Source organism: Pseudomonas fluorescens group sp. PF-1 (assembly GCF_054481335.1).
Map to the genome: position 1 here is coordinate 161446 of NZ_JBTMNG010000002.1, position 19934 is coordinate 181379.

Here is a 19934-nt window from a genome sequence, read left to right on the forward strand (position 1 = left end):
CTAACGCGGAATGAGGCTCAATGTGGGACAGGAATCAAACGCGAGGCGGTCGCCATACCCCGGACGGGGTTTGTACGGGTAGGGAATCGCTGAAGAGGGAAAGCACTACAGCGCTGAATACGGTGACAGGAGGCTTGAAGATCGAGACTTGCAGCATGCCGCCAGTCTTGCATTCCTGACCCGACTTACAAGGTTTGCCGTGCTCGGAAGGGCTTTTCATGTCGTTGCAGCAGTCCATCCCCATGTCGTCCATCATCGCCATGCCCATCGTCTTCATGGGGCAAGGTTCTGTCGATGCTTGAACGCCCGCCATCCCGCTGAGGGGTAGCGCCAGGCTAATCATGAAAATGAGGCAAAACCGCAGATAGCGTTTCATGGGCTGGAGTGTAGCCGGTGGAAATGGCCCTTACAATTCACCTTCTAGACTCCTTAGTCGGCTGTCACCAACCTCTATCCCGCGCTCATTTCCATTTCCGGACTTAAAGTGCCTAACCATGCGACAAGACAAATTATGATGACGGCCATTAAAAACTCGAGTGTCATGCTGCGGCGTAAGGCATTGACCGCGGCTGAGTATTCTCCATTTCGAACTGACCGCTCCAATACCGGACTTAGGTGAAAGCGGTTCAGCGTGGCTAACACGATCATCCCGGCAAAGAGCAGGACCTTCAAAAACAGCAGTACACCGTACGTACTGAGCATCACTTCATCGAGATTTGGACCGATGACAAACAGGTAATTCACTACGCCTGTAATGCTTATGATCACTACGATCACAGCGCCGTCCGATTCAAAACCAGTCAGCACCCGTGCAAGAATTCGAGCTTCTTGTTCGCCCTTTGGCGATTTCAACCGCAGCAGTAGAGCGAATGCCAATAGAGCACCCAACCAGCCACCTGCGGCTAAAAGATGGAATATATCGGTGATGAAATGCCAGTAGCGTCGGCTGCCTTCATCCATGGCGCCTGCCCTGTCCAAACATCCTGAACAACTGCGCACCCTGGCGGCGCAGTTGATGCTGCGTGTCGAGAGCCTGGATCAACTCGTCGAAAAGCTCGACAAACAAGTCCATCACTTCAAAACGGTCAACGAACAACTCACTCACGAATCGCGCTGCTCAAGCGCCATCGCTTTGCCAAGCGCAGTGAACATTTGAACCCGGCGCAAGCCAGCCTCCTCAATGATCTGCTCGACACCGACATTGCCGCCATCGAAGCCGAACTGGAGGCTCTGCAATCCGCCCCCGCTTCGTCTGAGGTGCGCCAAAAACCAAAGCGCGCGCCGTTGCCCGCGCAGTTGCCCCACAAGCTAATCCATTACGAACCGAACAACACGCAATGCACCTGTGGCTGCGCCCTCAAGCGTATTGGCTAAGATGTCAGCGAAAAACTCGATTACACACCGGGCGTATTTACCGTCGAACGTCATATCCGTGGCAATTGGATCTGCGATCAGTGCGAAACACTGATTCAGGCGCCGGTACCGGCGCATGTGATCGACAAAGTTATCCCAACCGCCTGGCTGATGGCCCAGGTGATGATCGCCAAGTTCGCCAATCATTTACCGCTGTATCGCCAGGAAAAAATCTTCAGCCGTGCCGGCTTGGCCATACCGCGCTCGACGCTGGCGCAGGGTCGGTGCCTGCGGCGTACAGTTGCAACCGCTGGTCGACGCCTTACGCGACGTCGTGCTCCAACACAACGTAATACATGCCGACGAAACGTCGGTGCAGATGCTTTCAACAGACGCCAGGAAAACCCATCGAGCGTATGTCTGGGTCTATGCCACGACACCATTTGCTTAGCTGAGCGCTGTCGTTTACGACTTCACGCCCAGCCGCGCGGGTGAACATGCCCGCATTTTCCTACACGATTGGAAGGGCCAGTTGGTGTGCGACGGCTTCTCCGGTTACAGCGCCAGCTTTGACCTAGGCGTGACCGAAATCGCCTGCATGTCTCACGCTCGGCGCAAGTTCTTCGATTTACATGCGACCAACAAAAGCCAGATCGCCGAAAAGACTCTTTACTACATCGCAAACCTTTACGAAGTCGAGCGTGAAGTACGTGACTTGGAAGCGGATTTACGACGCCGAATACGGCAGGAAAAAACCGCGCCGCTCATCAATGCACTGCATGCCTGGATGATCGCGCAGCGCCAGCTGGTACCCGAAGGCTCAGCCATCGCCAAAGCCTTGGATTACAGCCTTAAAAGCTGGACGGCGTTGACGCGCTACCTCGACGATGGCGCGGTGCCCATTGACAATAATCGGGCGGAGAACCAGATCCGACCGTGGGCCATTGGGCGTTCGAACTGGCTGTTCGCAAGTTCTTTACGCAGCGGCAAACGTGCGGCTCCGATCATGAGTTTGATCCAGTCGGCACGGCTCAATGGGCATGATCCGTATGCCTATATGAAAGACGTGTTGGCGCGGCTGCCGACGCAGAAGATGAGTCAGATTGACGTGTTGCTGCCGCATAAGGGGCAGCCGGCGTAAAAATGTAATGAGGGTTCGGCATTGGTCAGGCTCCTTTGCGCGGGTGGTTGGTTTCTTATGCAGCGTCCATGTCGAATCTCCCACTAAAATTGGGGGGCCCGCAGAATTCGGAAAAAATCGTACGCGAAGGTTTTCCGAATTCGGCGGGTTTCCCTTCTAGAGGTGTTCAGGCGGATTGCCATATAGCTTGAGAAGTTCTTCCACCACATCGCTATCAGGAGATCGCCATATATCTTCGTTACCTTTGTCCACCATAGAGCTCGATGATCCCAGGTACAGCCTATATTTACTGGTTAGTACTCGGTCTGCTGGAGGCGTGCGGTCCACCCGACGGTAATCCTTCTGCTCAGTGCCACACTTCCAGCCCCTGGGTGTTAGGTGCCACTCCGTCCACTCGTCACTGGTTGGCATACCGCACACCTCTGGTTAACAATCTGCTCGATTTCATGTTGTTCTTCCTTGCGTGTCACCAGATCCTACTGCTTACCGTGGCCGGCTGTCGTCACACATTCTCCCAATACTAAGGCGTGTCCTTGCTGCGCCACGGATAGGTTGCCCGAGCAAGCGAGGTGTCAGTGCCCGCGCGCATGTCTATAGGCTCGGTGCTGTTCAAGGAGGACCAAGCTATCCGCACACAAAAGCAGCTACAAATAACTTCATTGGGCACTTGACCCTGTAGTAGGTACAGGCTGTTGAATGGGGGAATTATCCTTCGCGGTAGAAGCATCATGAACCAAGAAAACAAGCTCAAGCCGGTCCTCCGTCTTCACGTGCAGAAGAAAGAAGAGTGTTGCGGATCTGACCATCAGCATGGGTCTGTTAAGGCTGCTGAACCCAGGCATCACAAAGAACATGGCCACGATCACGATCACGATCACGATCACGATCACAAGCATGCGCATGCCGATGCGTGCTGTGCTCATGGCACACTAGCTACCGAAGGTGTGGCTATTACCAAGAGCAGCCCCGCCCCGGAAGGGACTAACAGGGTTCGCTACCGCATCGATAAAATGGATTGCCCTACTGAGGAGCGCTTGATCCGAAACCGACTGGAGCCAATGGCCGGAATTGTTCGGCTCGACTTCAATCTCCTGAATCGAGAGCTGACAGTCCATCATCGGCTGGATGATCCGCAACCAATCGTCGCCGCCTTAGTCGCTTTGGACATGGGTCCGAGCCTGCTTGAGGCCGGTGCCGCGCCATCAGCGGTTCCCCCGGCCTTGAGCGCCAAACTGAAAGGATTGCTGGCCATCAGCGGCTTGGCTGCTATCGCCGCTGAAGTCATCGCGTGGACAACTGGGCAGGAAGGCTCTTGGCCGGTGATGGTGCTTGCCGCTCTTTCCATTCTTAGCGCTGGCTTGCCTACCCTAAAAAAGGGTTGGATTGCGATTAAGAACTTTACTCTGAACATTTATTTTCTGATGTCGCTGGCTGTCGTTGGTGCTCTCGTCATTGGTAAGTGGCCTGAAGCTGCGATGGTGGTTTTCCTCTTCGCTATTGCTGAAGCTATCGAAGCACTTTCTTTGGAGCGAGCGCGTAACGCGATCAAGTCGCTAACTGCGTTGGCGCCGGAAACCGCCGAAGTAATGATTGACGGTGCCTGGAAAGATCAGCCCGTGGCGAATGTGTTACTCGGTAGTCGTATTCGGGTTCGTACAGGTTCGCGAGTACCGTTGGATGCCAGCGTCGAGTCTGGTCGCGCTGCGCTTGATCAGGCCCCAATTACTGGCGAAAGCCTTCCAGTTGATAAGCAGGTCGGTGACCCGCTTTACGCAGGCAGTATCGTTACCGACGGAGTGGTTGAAGCGACTGTGACGGCCGTAGCAGGAGAAAGCACTCTTGCTCGTATCGCTGCGGCCATACAAGACGCGCAAGCTCAACGAGCCCCTACTCAACGGTTTGTAGATCAGTTTGCACGTTATTACACCCCGGCTGTAGTGGTTCTTGCCCTGTTGGTTGCTGCGTTGGGCCCCGTTCTGTTCGCTGGTACCTGGGGCGATTGGCTCTATCAGGCGCTGGTCCTCCTAGTCATCGCCTGCCCGTGTGCTTTGGTAGTTTCAACGCCAATTACCGTTGTCAGTGGACTTGCCGCGGCTGCCAAACATGGCATTTTGATTAAGGGCGGTGCATACCTCGAAAGCGGGCGACTTCTTAAAGTTGTGGCACTCGACAAAACCGGAACTTTGACCCAAGGCAAGCCGGTACTGACTGATACCGAGCCGTTTGGTGATCTACCCATCGAATTGGCTTTGAAGATCGCTGCGAGTCTCGACGACCACAGCACGCACCCAGTGGCAAAGGCGTTGGTCAACGGCTGGAAATTACAGCAACCAGACGTCGCTCCCTTTTCGGTTGAGGACTTCGGTGTACTCAACGGTCGTGGTGTCAAAGGCGTTATTGATGGTCAATTATGGCACCTGGGCAACCACCGCTTGGTTGAGGAGTTAGGTCTGTGTTCGCCTGCGCTTGAAGCCCGATTGTCGTTGCTCGAAAACGCAGGAAAAACAGTAATCGTGCTTTGCGCCGCCAGAGGTCCGGTGGCGATTTTTGCTGTGGCGGACACAGTAAGACCTGAAAGCATTGCAGCCGTAACTGCTCTGAAAGCATTGAATGTCGTACCGGTGATGCTCACGGGCGACAATCCTGCAACGGCCAAGTCCATCGCCGCGCAGCTCGGTATACAGGATGCACGCGGAAACTTGATGCCGGAGGATAAACAAGTCGCCGTCGCGGAACTCAAACGCCGCTTTGGTACTGTTGGCATGGTGGGCGATGGTGTGAACGATGCTCCAGCATTGGCGCAAGCCGACATTGGTTTTGCGATGGGGGCCGCAGGGACTGCCACAGCCCTTGAAACGGCTGATGTCGCCATCATGGATGACGACCCACGCAAGATTGCTGATTTTATTAGCCTGAGTCGTCGATGTGCCTCTGTTTTGAAGCAAAACATCGGACTGGCCTTGGGTATCAAAGTTGTATTTTTGGCGCTTGCATTGTCCGGCCACGCTACGTTGTGGATGGCTGTTTTCGCCGATATGGGAGCGAGCCTGCTGGTCGTATTCAACGGACTGCGGCTACTGCGTCGGTGATACGAAAGCTGCGACTTCGTCTTCAATTACATGCCCACACAAGGAAATCAAATCATGCAATGTCCGATCTGCAAAGATACTGCCCTCGTAATGACTGAGCGCCAAAGCATCGAAATTGATTATTGCCCTCAATGCCGTGGCGTTTGGCTCGACCGAGGTGAACTCGACAAGATCATCGAGCGCAGCCAACAACAGGAGGCCGTTAGGTTTCTTCCACAGAACCCAATTCCACCCGTACAGAATGCTCCTCCAGCAGTACAACCCGGTTACAGCCAGCATGGAGATAGCCAAGCTCATGGAGATCAGCGAGGAAGTCACGGTGGCGGTTGGAGAGAAGGTGGCCATCAGAGCAGTCATCAGAGCGGCCATCAAAGTCATGGTGGACATCAAAACCAGAGTGGGCATCAGGGGCAACAGTCGTACCGCAAAAAATCATTTTTGCAGGAGATGTTCGATTAAGGCTGCGATTTCGCGCTTTGATCGGGATATACCTCGAACCAGCACCAATTCTGAAATAGGGTGTTTCATGAGATGGAACGGTTTTGGGTATTAGCTGGTCTTTATATCCTGCAATCGACTCGTAGCAAGGGTGCTACCTGGGTGGTTGGAGTTTCAGCGAGCGGCGTTTGAGGAAAAGGTTATGAGTTCAGGACACAGTCACGGCCAGGTACGCGCCGGTCACGAAAAGTTGCTGTGGATCGCACTCACCCTGACGACAAGCTTTATGGTCGCGGAGGTCATTGGAGCTTTTGTCACCGGCAGCTTGGCCTTATTATCCGACGCGGCCCACATGCTGACGGACGTTGCGGCTTTGGCGATATCCTTGGTCGCTATTCATATAGCCAAGCGCTCTGCGGATAGGAAGCGGACCTTCGGGTACGCACGATTTGAAATACTTGCAGCCACCTTCAATGCGGTCTTGCTGTTTTTAGTCGCTATATACATCGTTTATGAAGCGTATCTGCGACTTAAAGTCCCGGCGGAAATCCAGTCGACTGGCATGTTGGTCATTGCGGTGTTCGGGCTCATCGTCAACCTTGTTTCAATGCGCCTACTGAGTGCTGCCAGTGGGGAAAGCCTCAATGTGAAGGGCGCTTATTTAGAGGTCTGGAGCGATATGGTGGGGTCAATTGGCGTCATCATCGCAGCTCTTTTGATCCGTTTCACCGGCTGGACTTGGGTTGATTCACTTGTCGCGGCTGGCATCGGGTTCTGGGTGCTGCCCAGGACTTGGTCATTGCTCAAGGAAAGCATGAACATATTGCTGCAAGGGGTTCCAGAGGGCATCGATATTGAGAAGGTAGAGGCAACGCTTTATGGCATTGAGGGGGTCAAGAATATCCACGATTTGCATATCTGGGCTTTGACCAGTGGTAAAAGTGTTATGAGCGTCCATCTTGTCGCTGACTCGGCTTCCCGCAGCGAGCAAGCTATCTTGGCTGAAGTAACCAGCCTTATGAGTGATAAGTTCCACATCAGCCATACTACCGTCCAAATGGAAGGTTCTGATTTTCACGATCAACTGGCTGACGATCATGAGGGTATGGTCCACTAACTGAGTCGTGGTATTTATTTAAGCTGGATGAACGTTTATACGTCGCGATACAGATCAAAAGGGTCGATTAAAATGGTCAGAAATATTTTAAGTTATTCTGGGCTGGCTTTGTTTTTGGCTTTTGTTGCGCAGCCAGCTTTTTCAACACCTGCTAATCCAGAAAGGGTATACGGGTGGGTTGAGGAAGGAATACTTTTACCAGAAAATATTGCTGTGAAAGTAAAGTTAGATACAGGGGCTCTTACATCCTCGATGGATGCGAAAGACTTAGAACGATTCCGTAAAAATGGAGAGGAATGGGTTCGTTTCAACGTTAAAGTAAAAGACACAAAAACTAAGAAGGTGAGTAACGCACTCTTCGAGCGACGCGTCGAAAGAAATGTAAAGGTTCGAGGCGCCGGTGGCGCTGAACATCGTCCAGTAGTCATGATGACGATGTGCATAGGTGATAAAATTTATAAGGAAGAGTTTTCACTGAAGGATCGAGGCGACATGAACTACCCCGTATTGATTGGTCGCAAAACTTTGGGGGGCTTGGGGGCGGTCGATGTTTCACGCACATTCACTAACGAACCAAACTGTAATTAAACACCTGAATTATACATTTTATCTATACGTGCAGGGTGAATGTATTGAGAAAATAGCTCGGCAGAATTTTGCAGCTTTTTTGATGCTTGATGTGGCCGACTAAATAGTCTTAAAAAAAAAGCTCACCCGGATGCTGATTTTTAGGAAGAGTTAGAAGTGGCGCCATGCAACGATTAATAGTTGCATGGCTTCTAATCAAAGTATGCTCATACTATAGGGTCATTTTAGATCTTTCTCGCGCAGCTCCACTTATTTCGGTGTTTTCATTGATTGACGCTCAAATGTCTGCGCGAGCTTTAACGGTGTTGACGCTTTGGACTGGCAGGTACTGAACAGATCAAGCTCTGGGCGATATGATGTAGTTTGAATACCCATCAACCCCAATATAGAATGGAATAAGTTGTCATGGGACAGTGATACGTCACGCTGTTCCTTCAAACATTGGGAATCGAGGGATTGACGCGACTGCATGTCTTTGGAGATCCAGATTACCATGGGGATACTAGTCTGCTCGCTGGGAGCCATAGCATAAGGAAGTCCGTGCAAGTAAAGCCCATTCTCGCCGAGGGACTCACCGTGATCAGAGACATAAAGCATCGCCGTATCAAAACGTTCAGCGTTACGCTTTAGCAGGTCGATCGTTTGCCCAAGTACGTAGTCCGTATAACTGAGACTGTTATCATAGGCACTGACAATGCTTTCGCGCGTACAACGTTCAAGTTGGTTATTATTGCAAACGGGCCCGAATCGTTCGAACGCTGGCGGATAGCGCTTCGAGTAGGATGGGCCGTGACTGCCTTTCATGTGTAGCACCACGATTGAATCCCGCTGCTGTTTATCCAAGTAGGCTTGTAAATCTTGCAATAAGACTTCGTCGTAACACTCGTCGGCTCTACATAATCCCAGCGTTTTTTGATTGTTCAATTTTTCATTTGGTACTCGGTCGCAAATGCCTTTGCAACCCGAGTTATTGTCTCTCCAAAGGACCGATACTCCGGCCCGCTGCAAAACGTCTAATAGTCCTTCTCTACGCAGCGCCATACCGTCTTTGTAGCCTTCTTTACCCACATCCAGGAACATGCAGGGTAAGGAAACGGCCGTAGCTGTTCCACATGAGCTGACATTGGTAAAACTTAAGACACCACGCCTGGCCAATTCCGGATTGGTATCCCGGGTATAGCCATTGAGGGAGAAGTTAGCGGACCTAGCGGTTTCCCCCACCATAAGTAGCGTTAGCCGTGGTTTGCGTACACCAGCAGTGGCTTCTTCACGGCGGGCATCAGCACCAATGGTTTTTAATTCGGTGGGAACTGCTAGCTGGCGACGCGTATACCCATGGATTGCCGAAACCACATTCGACGGAACCAACATCAATCGGAGTTCGCGATGGTTACGCATCAGCGATGCATAGGATTGATAAAGCGTAAATACGATGACCGCCAAGCAGGTGAGCGCTACCGCCACACCCATCAATCGATGAGCAAGTGCGCGAGACCACGATCGTTGGATCAAACGGACTCGGGTGAAAATCAACCCCGGTATAACACCAAAGCCCAGCATCCACAGCAGTAGTTCCCAGTTCAGCAGGTCCGTGGCCTCGGAGCTGTCCGTCTGCATCACATTCGTTAGCATACTGTAATCAATTACTATGCCATAGCTATTCATAAAGTAACTCGTTGCTGCCGAAACCAGCAGCACGATAGCTAGCACAGGTTTTATCAAGCGTCCCCAGGCCATCACGCTGAGCAATACGTATAGCCAAATCAACACGAACCAAGGCAGGCTAAGCACGAATATGGTGTTTCCGTCCTGTAGGCCTCCCACGCCTTGCCAGACAGCTCGCCAAAATGGCCAGTTACTAAACAATAGAAGCCAGGTTGAAACTGCAAGAATTAACTGATTACTACCGAGTGTGATTTCCCAACTGCGAATTGGTACTTTGTTATTCATGGGTACTCCGGAATATCTCGACGTATCCAGGCGCGAGCTGCCACCGGAGTGTCACTACGTTTTAGGTAAGAAAAAATCGCCAATGGCGCGGTGCAACTCGTGGATGCACCAGTGACCCTGAACGTTCTCGTCAGCTAGTTGGCGATCTGCGACTAGCCGAACCGCCAGACACCCCAAACTGATGAAAATCTTTTTCATGAGGTACCCTTCCAAGTAAGCGACGTGGCTGTAGATCTGCTCGATTCGTCCTTGAACACCAGTAGTTGTGCTGAAGCGTAATACTGGGTGCGGGGCCGCGTAGACTTTGTTGCTCTGTTGGCCGTCGAGCGCTTGTCTACAGCGAGGCGGATTTCGTACCGCAGGCGTAGCTTGGTGACGTTGTGCAGATCACGAGACTGATAGGTACGGCTGGCCGCCGACGAAATACTTTTTAGTTTGCGGCCGAAGGACAAAATCGGTGTTGAAGCGCCCACCAGGGTCAACCGCTTCCGGATGCTGGTCATCCTCGTTCCGCCAGACATTGCGAACTCTGAACTGAAATCAGACCTTGCTGTGCACGCATGACGCACACTTTCGGCGTCCGACGGAGCTTTACGTTGGTGGTGTTCGAATTTTCGCGGAAGGCTTTGGCATCCATTAGTACTGGATTAGGGATCAAATCAGTCTGTTGGTGCCCCGTTTGGACAGTTTGGATATCCCACTGGACATCTACGGGGCTTGGGTTATTGAGTAATGCGGTTTGGGGTTTGGTCCTAGCCTCGACGTGGGCTTCCTGTCGCGACGCCGTCATCAACGACGAAACACGAGACAGTGGACCAACCGCCCACAACATTTTTCTAATGCGAGATCGCATAACGAGATTTACGCCCCCAAAGCGCACTGTTTCTTTGTTCACTAATAAATATTTGATGGTCTAAAAAAACTGCGAGCATCGATTTCAGGTGTCTGGATTCGATCAGAAGTCGCCCCGTCCGAAGAATCCTATGACGCGTAGATTTTTTGCACACTCAATGTACTGCTGAGCAGTTATCAGAAGGGTGACTGAAGAATTACAAATTTGTTATAAGCCCATCTGCTGCGGACAATTAGTCTAAGATCTATTTAGTGTGGAGGTTTGTATGTTTTACGTCGATTGCGTAGCGGAGCCTCGATAATGCGTGATAAATTCTTACTGACTAAAATCGATCAATGCAAATATGTTGGAATGGGTTGGTGAGTGAAGTTATCTATGCGCGTATAAGGAAGTTTTATTATTTAGTATCGAGATTTTATGAAAATGCGTATTTTGATAATAGAAGACGAGCTGAAAACCGCCCATTATTTACATCAGGGGCTGACTGAAAGTGGATTCGTCGTTGATTGCGTCGCCAGCGGAATCGATGGCTTACGCTTAGTATCCCAACAGGCTTATGATCTTGTAGTGCTCGACGCGAACCTACCGCAACGTGACGATTGGGGTCTACTTGTAAGCATTCGCAAGGTCATTATTGCGCCTATCATGATACTTACCGTTAAAGGTAGTCTGGAGGACAAAATCAAAGGGTTCGACCTAGGCGCCGACAATTACATGGTCAAACCAATTGAGTTTCCAGAACTGTTGGCCCGAGTACGTACTCTGATGCGTCGCACTGAATTGTCGGCATTGCCCGATGTGCTGTGTGTCGGCGACCTGGAACTCGATCTGGGCAGACACCGTACCTGTCGCGCCAAGCAGCGGATTGAACTGACCAACAAGGAGTTCGCCTTGCTACACCTCTTGATGCGCCAGACTGGTACGACGCTGTCACGCAAGCAAATCATGTCCTCTGTCTGGGGGCTGAATGCTGATTGCGACACCAATGTTGTTGAAGTAGCAATGAGAAGGCTTCGGGCTAAGATTGATGACCCTTTTGACAAGAAGCTAATCCATACCTTGCGTGGTGCTGGATATGTTCTCGAAACGCGTGATCAATGAGCCCTCTTAATCCTTCGAATTTTGAAATTGTGTGAAATAATCGACATTCAATTTAAATTCAGAATGCACAAATATTTGCTCTAATAGTCAGTTTTATAGGATTTCCAAATGGCTCCTGGGTGGGACGGTACTGCGCCTGGCTGATTTTGATACCTCACTAAGCTTTTGAGGCTAACGGGTGGAAATTACAAATAAGTAATTTTTCTAAAATTAGTCAGAAAGGTTTATCTCGTTAAACTTACGTAAGTTTAACAGCTTTGTAACCACTTCAAAGAGACTCTGCGATGAGCGCTTTAAAATTAAGTGCTGTTGCGCTGACGCTATCATTGTCTTCGATAACATTCGCTGAAAGCCGTGGTGATCGCAACGACAACGCCATGGAAGCAAATCAGAAAACAAAGGCAGCCTACGCAGCCCAAAAAGGTAAGACAGCTCCGGAAGTTCAGAAATATCGTGATGGAATGAAGCTTGATATCGCAAAAGTGGTGAGTACGACCCCACCAATTCGCTCTTGCAACATTGTACCTTTTCGAATGACCTATGAGGACTCAGCTGGAAAGCTTCACACTATTGAATACCAAATTATGGGTGTGTGTCGTAACACGCACGAATGAACGGATGACGTGAATAAGGGCTGTTTTTTCAATGGTTGGTGTCACCAGCTGGTGTGTCCATGGATGTTTGGAAAACCCAGCTTGAAGGTCGTGATCTTGCCCGGGCAGCTATTAACTTCTGCGACTCCCTGATGCAAACTCATGATTGATTTCACAATGGCTAAACCAAGCCCGGTACTTCCTTCAGCGCGCGAATGATGAGTGTCAACTCGATAAAAACGATCGAATAAGTGCGGTAGGTGTTGAGGTTCAATACCTGCGCCTGGGTTGGCTACATGTAGCGAGACTTCTGTGGCATGGACTTCGATGGTGATTGTGATGGCTTGGCTTACTGGGCAATGGCGGATTGCATTGGACATCAGGTTGGAAATTGCCCGCTGAATCATCAACCGATCACCAATGGTCGACCCCCTGCCAGTAACGCTCACGCTGATCTGTTTATCTTCCGCCGACAGTGAAAACAGATTGATGACCTTCAAGGCTTCATCCTCCAGAGCAATGGTCTCAAACGGGACCAGCGCAGCGGGATGACTGACCTGTGCCAGGAAAAGCATGTCCGAGACAATCCGGGCTACGCGCCCAAGCTCTTCGGTGGAGGACTCCAAAACCGCTTTGTACTCCTCGGCCGGCCTCACCCGGGACAACGTCACCTGGGCTTTGCCCATCAGGTTGGAAATGGGTGCTCGTAGTTCGTGGGCCAAGTCATCGGAGAACTGCGACAACTGCTGAACATCGCTGTCTAGTCGGTGCAGCATGAAGTTGATGCCATGGGCCAGTTCGCTGAGCTCCTGCGGCATCTTGACCACCGAGAGTCGATGGCTGAGGTCCTGAGCAGAGATCATGGCGGCCACCTTGCGAAACTCCCGCAGCGGCGCGAGCCCCCGTTTTACCACTGCCCAGGCACTGAGGCCGATAAGTAGCAGCAGCAACGGCAAGGCCATGATCGTTGAGCTTAGATATGTGCTGAGCAGCGCTTCATCGTTGGCGCAATCAAGCGACAGCAATACGGCGACATTCGTACCGTTCGGTAAGCGGATCAGTCTGGATGCAGTCAGGAAGTGCCGGCCCTGATCATCGGTGCTTCGGGAGTACGACACCTTGTCGGTGGCAACCCCTGCCGCCTTCAACTCCACCCTGGGGTCCGTCAAGCCAAAGCCTGACTTCAAGAGCGGCGTCCTCATATTTATCAGGTCATAAATGGTAAGGTTGAGGTGGTCATGCCCCATCACCTGATCCAGCAAAACGTGCGGTTTAATGTTGATGTCGACAGGTTTTTCATACAGCGAAAGACTGTGCTCGATTTGCCGCATTTTCTCGCTCAAGTTGTCTTTTGACAGTTTATCTAACTCATGCGTTAGCGCGAGGAACGCAAGAACCGCCAGAAATAACACCAACAATGCGCCCATGATACTCACCGCCAAACCCAGCCGCATCGACAGGCTTGCCGACTTCACTCCCGGGCCTCCAGTACATAGCCAACGCCGCGCAGGGTATGGATTAGCTTCTTGTCAAAAGGATCATCAATCTTGGCCCTCAGGCGGCGGATTGAAACCTCGACCACATTGGTGTCGCAGTCGAAGTTCATGTCCCAGACCAATGAAATGATCTGAGTGCGGGAAAGCACCTCACCCGACTGGCGCATCAAAAGGTGCAGCAAAGCAAACTCCTTGGTCGTCAGGTCGATGCGCTGCTCGCCCCGGAAGGCCCTATGGCGGCCCTGGTCGAGTTCCAGATCGGCGACTTTCAAGACCTCAGGGACGGAAACTTGTTCGCTGCGACGCATTAAAGTTCGTACCCGGGCCAACAGTTCCGGAAATTCGAATGGCTTGACCAGATAGTCATCGGCACCCAGGTCCAGGCCGCGGATCTTGTCCGCCAGGCGCCCGCGAGCGGTTAGCATCATGACCCGGGTGTTACTGCTTTGGCGCAGTCGCTCGAGCACACCCCAGCCATCAAGTTGTGGTAGATCGACGTCAAGTATTACCAAGTCGTAGGTTTGTTGACGCGCAAGGTGAAGTCCATCCGTACCATTCGCCGCCCGGTCTACTATATAGCCGCTTTCAGTCAAACCCTGATGCAGGTATTCGGCAGTTTTAAGCTCATCCTCAACTACAAGCATTCGCATGGTAGTGCCGCCCTATGTAATATGAATTGAATAATAAACTTTCGAAATTTATTTAAGTGCCCGACTAAGAAATGATGTAGAACTATTCGATCATAAAAATCTCAAAACCGCGCATTGCTCAAGTGGTCAGTATCAAGCCTGAAGCTGCTACAGGGTCAACAGGAGGAGGACATTTTACGATAAAAGTATTTGCGACTATATGTCGCAGGCATGTTAATGCGCGACTCCAATACATTCATTTCAGCCAGAAGCCAAGCTCCGCTCGGCTGATATCTATGGGGAATCGTTTCGAAGTGTTACGGCGCAGATAGTCAATTTAATGCTGCACGCATCTTTTTGGGGAGACTGGCAGGATGTACCAAGGGGAGTTGATCTCGCTTTGCGATTTGTAAGTACCCCGCGCTATCTATGCTCTATGAATTTTCGGAGTCTCGTTCTTAGACTATTGTTTGTCGTGATTTTAGTTACGGTTTTACTAAAATCACTCCCTTGGTTTTTTGGCTTTTAAGTTGCTTTGTGCATTATATTTTGGAAATGTAAGTCGAAAAACTGTCAGATGGCCCGGCATACTTTGGACTTCTGCCATTCCTTGGTGCAGGCTCATGATGGATCGGACAATGGCCAACCCTAATCCAGTACCACCTTCAGCTCGTGAGCGACTGTTATCCACACGATAGAAGCGATCGAAAATATGAAACAAGTGCTGGTGCTCAATTCCTACCCCAGGATTACTTATTGATAGGGATACTTTTTCAGATTGCGTTTCAATCGCTATAGCAATGGACTGCCCTGCTGGGCAGTGACGAATGGCATTTGATAAAAGATTGGAAATAGCCCGTTGAATCATGAGTCGATCACCTAAAACTTTGCCCCATCCGCTGACAGTTATACCAACGCTCTTTTCCTCAGCCGATAGAGAAAAAAGGTCGATGACTTTTAGCGCTTCATCCTCTAGTAAAATGCTTTCAAACGGCACGAGTGCAGCCGGATGACTTACTTGGGCCAAGAAAAGCATGTCTGAAACAATTCTGGTGACTCGTCCTAGTTCCTCGGTGCATGACTCTAAAACAGCCTTGTACTCTTTTGCCGGGCGTTCTCGAGAAAGTGTTACCTGAGCTTTCCCCATAAGGTTCGTAATCGGTGACCGCAGCTCATGCGCCAAGTCATCAGAAAATTGCGATAGTTGTTGAACTCCGCCGTCAAGACGGTGCAGCATGAAGTTTATACCGTGAGCAAGCTCACTGAGTTCTTGGGGCATCTTGACAACTGAGAGTCGATGACTTAAATCCTGGGCCGACACCATTGCTGCAACTTTCCGGAATTCCCGGAGGGGGGATAAGCCTCGTTGCACAATAGCCCAGGCGCTGATACCAATCAGAATCAGCAACAGTGGAACCGCTACAATGGTCGAACTCAGGTAGGCGCTCAATAGCGTTTCATCATTCGAGCGATCAATAGACAGTAGGACCGATACGAACTCACCATCCTTTAATTTCATGAGCTTAGAGGCGGTGAGGATGTGGATTCCGGACTCTTCGGCTGGGGAGTAGTACGACAGCTTATTACTGGCGGCTGTTCCGGCTTGATTCGTAGATACTTCAGGTATATCTGCTCCAAAACTCAGCAGAGGTTCACTCATGTTGTCATCATCAAAGATGGTCAGGTTAAGATTGTCGTGTCCCAGCACTTGATCTAATAGCACGTGTGGTTTTAAACTCATGTCACGGGTACTGATATCCATCAGTAGACTGTGCTCAATCTGACTCATCTTCTTCTCTAAGCAATTTTTTGCGCGCGAATCAAGTTCGTGAGTAAGCGCTAAAAAAGCTAGTATCGCTAACAGCACTACTAGTACCGCTCCCATAATGCTAACTGTCAACCCCAGCCGCATCGATAGGCTGACCGGTTTCATTTCCTCGCCTCCAATACATAGCCTACGCCACGAAGGGTATGTATTAATTTTGTTTCAAATGGATCATCTATTTTTGCTCTCAATCTTCGTATCGAAACTTCGACAACGTTTGTGTCGCAGTCAAAGTTCATATCCCACACTAAAGAGATAATTTGAGTGCGAGATAACACCTCTCCTGATTGACGCATCAACAGATGAAGCAGCGCGAACTCCTTTGTCGTCAGATCTATGCGTTGCTTTCCGCGAAATGCGCGATGTCTGCCTTGATCAAGTTCAAGGTCAGCGACTTTTAATACCTCTGGAACTGGAATATGTTCGCTGCGACGCATTAAAGTGCGTACTCTTGCAAGCAACTCAGGGAATTCAAATGGCTTGACCAGGTAATCATCGGCTCCCAAATCCAATCCTTTGATTTTGTCTGCCAGACGCCCTCTTGCAGTCAGCATCATTACCCGAGTGCTACTAGTCTGCCGAATATTTTCAAGAACGTCCCAACCGTCAATTTCAGGTAGATTTACGTCTAGTATTACCAGATCATAAGCTTGCTGACGTGCTAGATGGAGTCCATCAGCCCCGGTCGATGCGCAGTCTACAATATAGCCACTTTCAGTCAGGCCTTGATGTAAGTACTCAGCAGTCTTCAGCTCGTCCTCTATCACAAGGATTCGCATAGGATTTCACCCTCTGGTAAATGTATCGGAATGATTGGATGCTCGTTAAACATGGTTTAAGGGCTTTATTAATCTGTATAAACGTTTCGATTCTGGCTACATCTTTAATTTTCTTCGCAACATGGTCTTTTTAAAGCTTTGCAAGGTTCGTCATGTTTCCTTGACCTCCTAAAGTACTAGGTTCGGCTCCCCTTTTTTTGTTTCGGGTTGTTTCTTGGCGCGAGCACTTGTTGACTTCATCCTAATGCATTAATTGAGGTTTTTCCGCTGGATAACGTATTTGTAATTTTTCAGTCACCTTGTTGATAGGTGCGGAGAATTACATTTGCCTCATGGGGAATTTTTTTGTTTTAAAGGTTTTAAGGAATGATGGAATTACTTCGGTGTAGAAAGTTTATTGCTCACCCAATCACGCATAAGACCATGCTAAGAGCAGGTCTCATTTCGATCCTTGCGCTTTTGACTAGTCCTTTGTTTGCGGCGACCACTCAAATGCTCACAATGGATCAGGCGCTTGAAACTGCTTTTGCCAATAACCCTGATCTGGCGGCCGCTCAATGGGAGACTGGTATTGCTCAGGGAGAGCGACAGCAGGCAGGGTTGATCCCTAACCCTGAGGTTTCCTGGGAGGCTGAAGATACTCGGAGAAACTCGCGCACTACGACGGTGATGATCAACCAGCCGATCGAGCTTGGCGGGAAGCGCGGGGCTAGGATCGAAGTGGCAAGTCGAGCTCAGGACGCGGCCGGGATTGAATTGGAGCGCAAACGCAATGTTCTGCGTGCCGATGTCATTCAGGCGTTTTACAGCTCCTCAACGGCTCAGCAAAGGCTGCTGTTGTCACGTCAATCACTTGAGCTCGCCGAGCGCGGTTTGCGGGTAGCGCAAGGTCGCATCAAGAGTGGCAAATCCTCACCCGTTGAAGGTACACGCGCAGAGGTTCAGCTATCAGAAGTGCGCCTGGAGCTGAGGCGGGCTGAGCGGGATGAGGCCAGTGCCTACCAGCGACTCGCTCAGGTCATGGGCGCGCCTTTGCCTGCATTCGTGTCTGTGGGCGATCCAAGCCGGGGGATGCCGACCGTGCCGGAGCCGTCACTGCTGCTTACTCGCATAGGTGAAACCGCGGAGCTACGATTGGCAAAACTGCAAATAGACCAGCGGGAAGCCTCCCTTGGCCTTGAGAAGGCTCGGCGAATTCCGGACCTGACCGTGAGTATCGGGAGCCAATACGACGAGCGCGAGCGCGAGCGGGTGAATGTCGTGGGGCTGTCTATGCCCATCCCATTGTTTAACCGTAACCAGGGCAACGTACTGGCCGCCGCCCGTCGTACCGATCAAGCCCGCGACCTTCGTAACGCCAGTGAGTTACGCCTGCGCACAGAAATCCAGACCACCCTGGATCAGTGGATAACGGCTAACACTGAAGTCGCATCGTTCAATCAAACCATCCTGCCTGCCGCGCAAAGTGCCGTCGACACCGCTACCCGAGGTTTCGAAATGGGCAAGTTTAACTTCCTCGACGTGCTCGATGCTCAGCGCACTTTGATCAGCGCCCGAACGCAATACATCCAGGCTATCGCCGAGGCGACAGATGCCTGGGTGCGCATCGAGCGAATTTTCGGTGATGTCGCCCTTCTCACTCGAACCCCGTGAATTTCATATAACGCTTTTTTTACCGCTGCTCAGCATCGCAATACCACGGTAATCCGTGACTGCCGACTGGGCTGCGCAGGGAGTCTCCATGGATAAAAAACTAATCCTCGTCGCTGTACTGACCTTGACGGTGGGTATAGGCATCGGCTCGTTGTGGATGAGCAGCCCATCGGTGCCCTCAGCCGAAGCTCAGGCTCAGGCTCAGGAGGGCAAAGGCCATGACGATCACGGCGATGAAACTACTGGCGGAAAGTCGGCCGAGGGCGAACACGCCGAAGGAGAAGCGGAAGAGGGTCATTTGACTCTGAGCGAAGAGCAGATCAGCTCAGCCGGCATCCAGTTGGTCGAAGCCAAGGCGCAGAGCATTAGCCTTTCATTGCCCTTTCCTGGAGAAATCCGTTTTGATGAAGACCGCACTGCGCATGTGGTGCCCCGCGTACCCGGTGTCGTTGAGTCGGTCCATGTCAATCTTGGTCAGCCGGTGAAAAAAGGCCAGTTGCTGGCCGTGATCGCCAGCCAACAAATTTCTGATCAACGTAGTGAACAAGCCGCGGCGCAACGTCGTCTTGAGTTGGCCCGTACTACCTACGAGCGAGAGCAACAGTTATGGCAGGACAAAATCTCTGCCGAACAGGATTTCCTGCAAGCCCGCCAGGCTTTGCAAGAAGCCGAAATCGCCCTCAGCAATGCTCGACAAAAAATCAGCGTACTCAGTGGCAGCTCGGTCACCAGCGGGGGTAACCGATATGAATTGCGTGCGCCGTTTGACGGGGTTGTCGTTGAGAAACACTTGGGCCTCGGTGAGGTTGTCAGCGAAACCACTAATGCCTTCACCCTCTCCGACTTGTCGCGTGTGTGGGTGACCTTTGGTGTCTCGCCAAAGGATTTAAACAAGGTACTGGTGGGCAAGTCGGTCACGGTCAGTGCGTCGGAACTGAATGCCGAAGTCACTGGAACCGTGGCCTATGTCGGCAGTTTGTTGGGCGAGCAAACTCGTACAGCCACGGTCCGCGTGACCTTGGCCAATCCACAAGGTGCATGGCGTCCCGGGCTATTCGTGACCGTGCAGGTTGACACTGATACTCGGCAAACAAAGGTCGCAGTACCAGAAGCGGCTATCCAGACAGTCGAGGACAAGCAAACTGTTTTCGTTCGAACGGACAACGGGTTTAAAGCTCAGCCAGTGGAGACAGGTGGCCGTTCGGCGGGTCTGGTCGAGATCACGGAGGGCCTGGAGCCCGGTGTTCAAGTCGCCGCTGCCGGCAGTTTCATTCTGAAATCAGAACTGGGTAAAGCCTCGGCTGAACACGCCCACTGATCCGCCACTTC

The 19934-nt window shown here is 51.2% G+C and carries 14 protein-coding genes and 2 pseudogenes; 9 read left to right on the top strand and 7 right to left on the bottom strand.

Annotated features, from left to right (window positions below; all coding sequences use genetic code 11):
* Positions 1–34 precede the first annotated feature (34 nt).
* Both ACX3YD_RS15385 and copD read right to left on the bottom strand, forming a co-directional pair.
* Complete coding sequence (locus ACX3YD_RS15385; RefSeq protein WP_454838580.1) at positions 35–376, bottom strand: hypothetical protein; 342 nt, start codon at positions 374–376, stop codon at positions 35–37.
* A gap of 74 nt (positions 377–450) precedes the next feature.
* Positions 451–966: pseudogene (gene copD, locus ACX3YD_RS15390) on the bottom strand (copper homeostasis membrane protein CopD); the annotation flags it as partial.
* Here copD and tnpC point away from each other — a divergent pair.
* From tnpC to rloA3, 5 genes and pseudogenes are all read left to right on the top strand, one after another.
* Positions 959–2494 (top strand): annotated as a pseudogene (gene tnpC / locus ACX3YD_RS15395) (IS66 family transposase). The pseudogenes copD and tnpC overlap by 8 nt on opposite strands.
* Before the next feature lie 728 nt (positions 2495–3222).
* Positions 3223–5583: a heavy metal translocating P-type ATPase gene (locus ACX3YD_RS15400; protein WP_454838579.1), complete on the top strand. Its 2361-nt coding sequence runs from the start codon at positions 3223–3225 to the stop codon at positions 5581–5583.
* Between the two features lie 90 nt (positions 5584–5673).
* Entirely contained in the window at positions 5674–6042 is a 369-nt protein-coding gene (locus ACX3YD_RS15405) for a TFIIB-type zinc ribbon-containing protein (RefSeq protein ID WP_458962052.1), read from the top strand.
* Positions 6043–6223: 181 nt separating this feature from the next.
* The gene (locus ACX3YD_RS15410) at positions 6224–7138 is read left to right on the top strand and encodes a cation diffusion facilitator family transporter (RefSeq protein WP_017341666.1); all 915 of its coding nucleotides are present in this window, start codon (positions 6224–6226) and stop codon (positions 7136–7138) included.
* Positions 7139–7210: 72 nt separating this feature from the next.
* Positions 7211–7726: a retropepsin-like aspartic peptidase RloA3 gene (rloA3, locus tag ACX3YD_RS15415; RefSeq protein ID WP_454838577.1), complete on the top strand. Its 516-nt coding sequence runs from the start codon at positions 7211–7213 to the stop codon at positions 7724–7726.
* 249 nt (positions 7727–7975) lie between these two features.
* Here the strand turns inward: rloA3 and ACX3YD_RS15420 are convergent, their stop codons facing one another.
* Positions 7976–9676 (bottom strand): phosphoethanolamine transferase, encoded by a 1701-nt coding sequence (locus ACX3YD_RS15420; RefSeq protein ID WP_454838576.1) that lies wholly within the window; start codon positions 9674–9676, stop codon positions 7976–7978.
* A 1276-nt stretch (positions 9677–10952) separates the two neighbouring features.
* Between ACX3YD_RS15420 and ACX3YD_RS15425 the strand changes: the two genes are divergently transcribed.
* On the top strand, positions 10953–11630 hold the full coding sequence (locus ACX3YD_RS15425; RefSeq protein ID WP_454838602.1) for a heavy metal response regulator transcription factor: 678 nt from the start codon (positions 10953–10955) through the stop codon (positions 11628–11630).
* Between the two features lie 284 nt (positions 11631–11914).
* On the top strand, positions 11915–12244 hold the full coding sequence (locus ACX3YD_RS15430) for a DUF2790 domain-containing protein (RefSeq protein ID WP_149415354.1): 330 nt from the start codon (positions 11915–11917) through the stop codon (positions 12242–12244).
* Between the two features lie 41 nt (positions 12245–12285).
* Here the strand turns inward: ACX3YD_RS15430 and ACX3YD_RS15435 are convergent, their stop codons facing one another.
* From ACX3YD_RS15435 to ACX3YD_RS15450, 4 genes are all read right to left on the bottom strand, one after another.
* Entirely contained in the window at positions 12286–13698 is a 1413-nt protein-coding gene (locus ACX3YD_RS15435; RefSeq protein ID WP_458960470.1) for a heavy metal sensor histidine kinase, read from the bottom strand.
* Complete coding sequence (locus tag ACX3YD_RS15440) at positions 13695–14369, bottom strand: heavy metal response regulator transcription factor (RefSeq protein WP_045061362.1); 675 nt, start codon at positions 14367–14369, stop codon at positions 13695–13697. Before ACX3YD_RS15440 ends, ACX3YD_RS15435 begins: the two co-directional genes overlap by 4 nt.
* A gap of 481 nt (positions 14370–14850) precedes the next feature.
* Positions 14851–16281 carry a heavy metal sensor histidine kinase gene (locus tag ACX3YD_RS15445; RefSeq protein ID WP_454838574.1) on the bottom strand — a complete coding sequence of 477 codons (1431 nt, stop codon included), beginning with the start codon at positions 16279–16281 and terminating at the stop codon, positions 14851–14853.
* Positions 16278–16952 carry a heavy metal response regulator transcription factor gene (locus tag ACX3YD_RS15450; protein ID WP_045061360.1) on the bottom strand — a complete coding sequence of 225 codons (675 nt, stop codon included), beginning with the start codon at positions 16950–16952 and terminating at the stop codon, positions 16278–16280. The genes ACX3YD_RS15445 and ACX3YD_RS15450 overlap by 4 nt, the downstream gene beginning before the upstream one ends.
* A gap of 366 nt (positions 16953–17318) precedes the next feature.
* Between ACX3YD_RS15450 and ACX3YD_RS15455 the strand changes: the two genes are divergently transcribed.
* Together ACX3YD_RS15455 and ACX3YD_RS15460 are read left to right on the top strand one after the other, a co-directional pair.
* Positions 17319–18605 (top strand): TolC family protein, encoded by a 1287-nt coding sequence (locus ACX3YD_RS15455; protein WP_454838573.1) that lies wholly within the window; start codon positions 17319–17321, stop codon positions 18603–18605.
* A gap of 88 nt (positions 18606–18693) precedes the next feature.
* Positions 18694–19923, top strand: a complete 1230-nt coding sequence (locus tag ACX3YD_RS15460; RefSeq protein WP_454838572.1) for an efflux RND transporter periplasmic adaptor subunit — start codon at positions 18694–18696, stop codon at positions 19921–19923.
* The last annotated feature ends 11 nt before the right edge of the window (positions 19924–19934 follow it).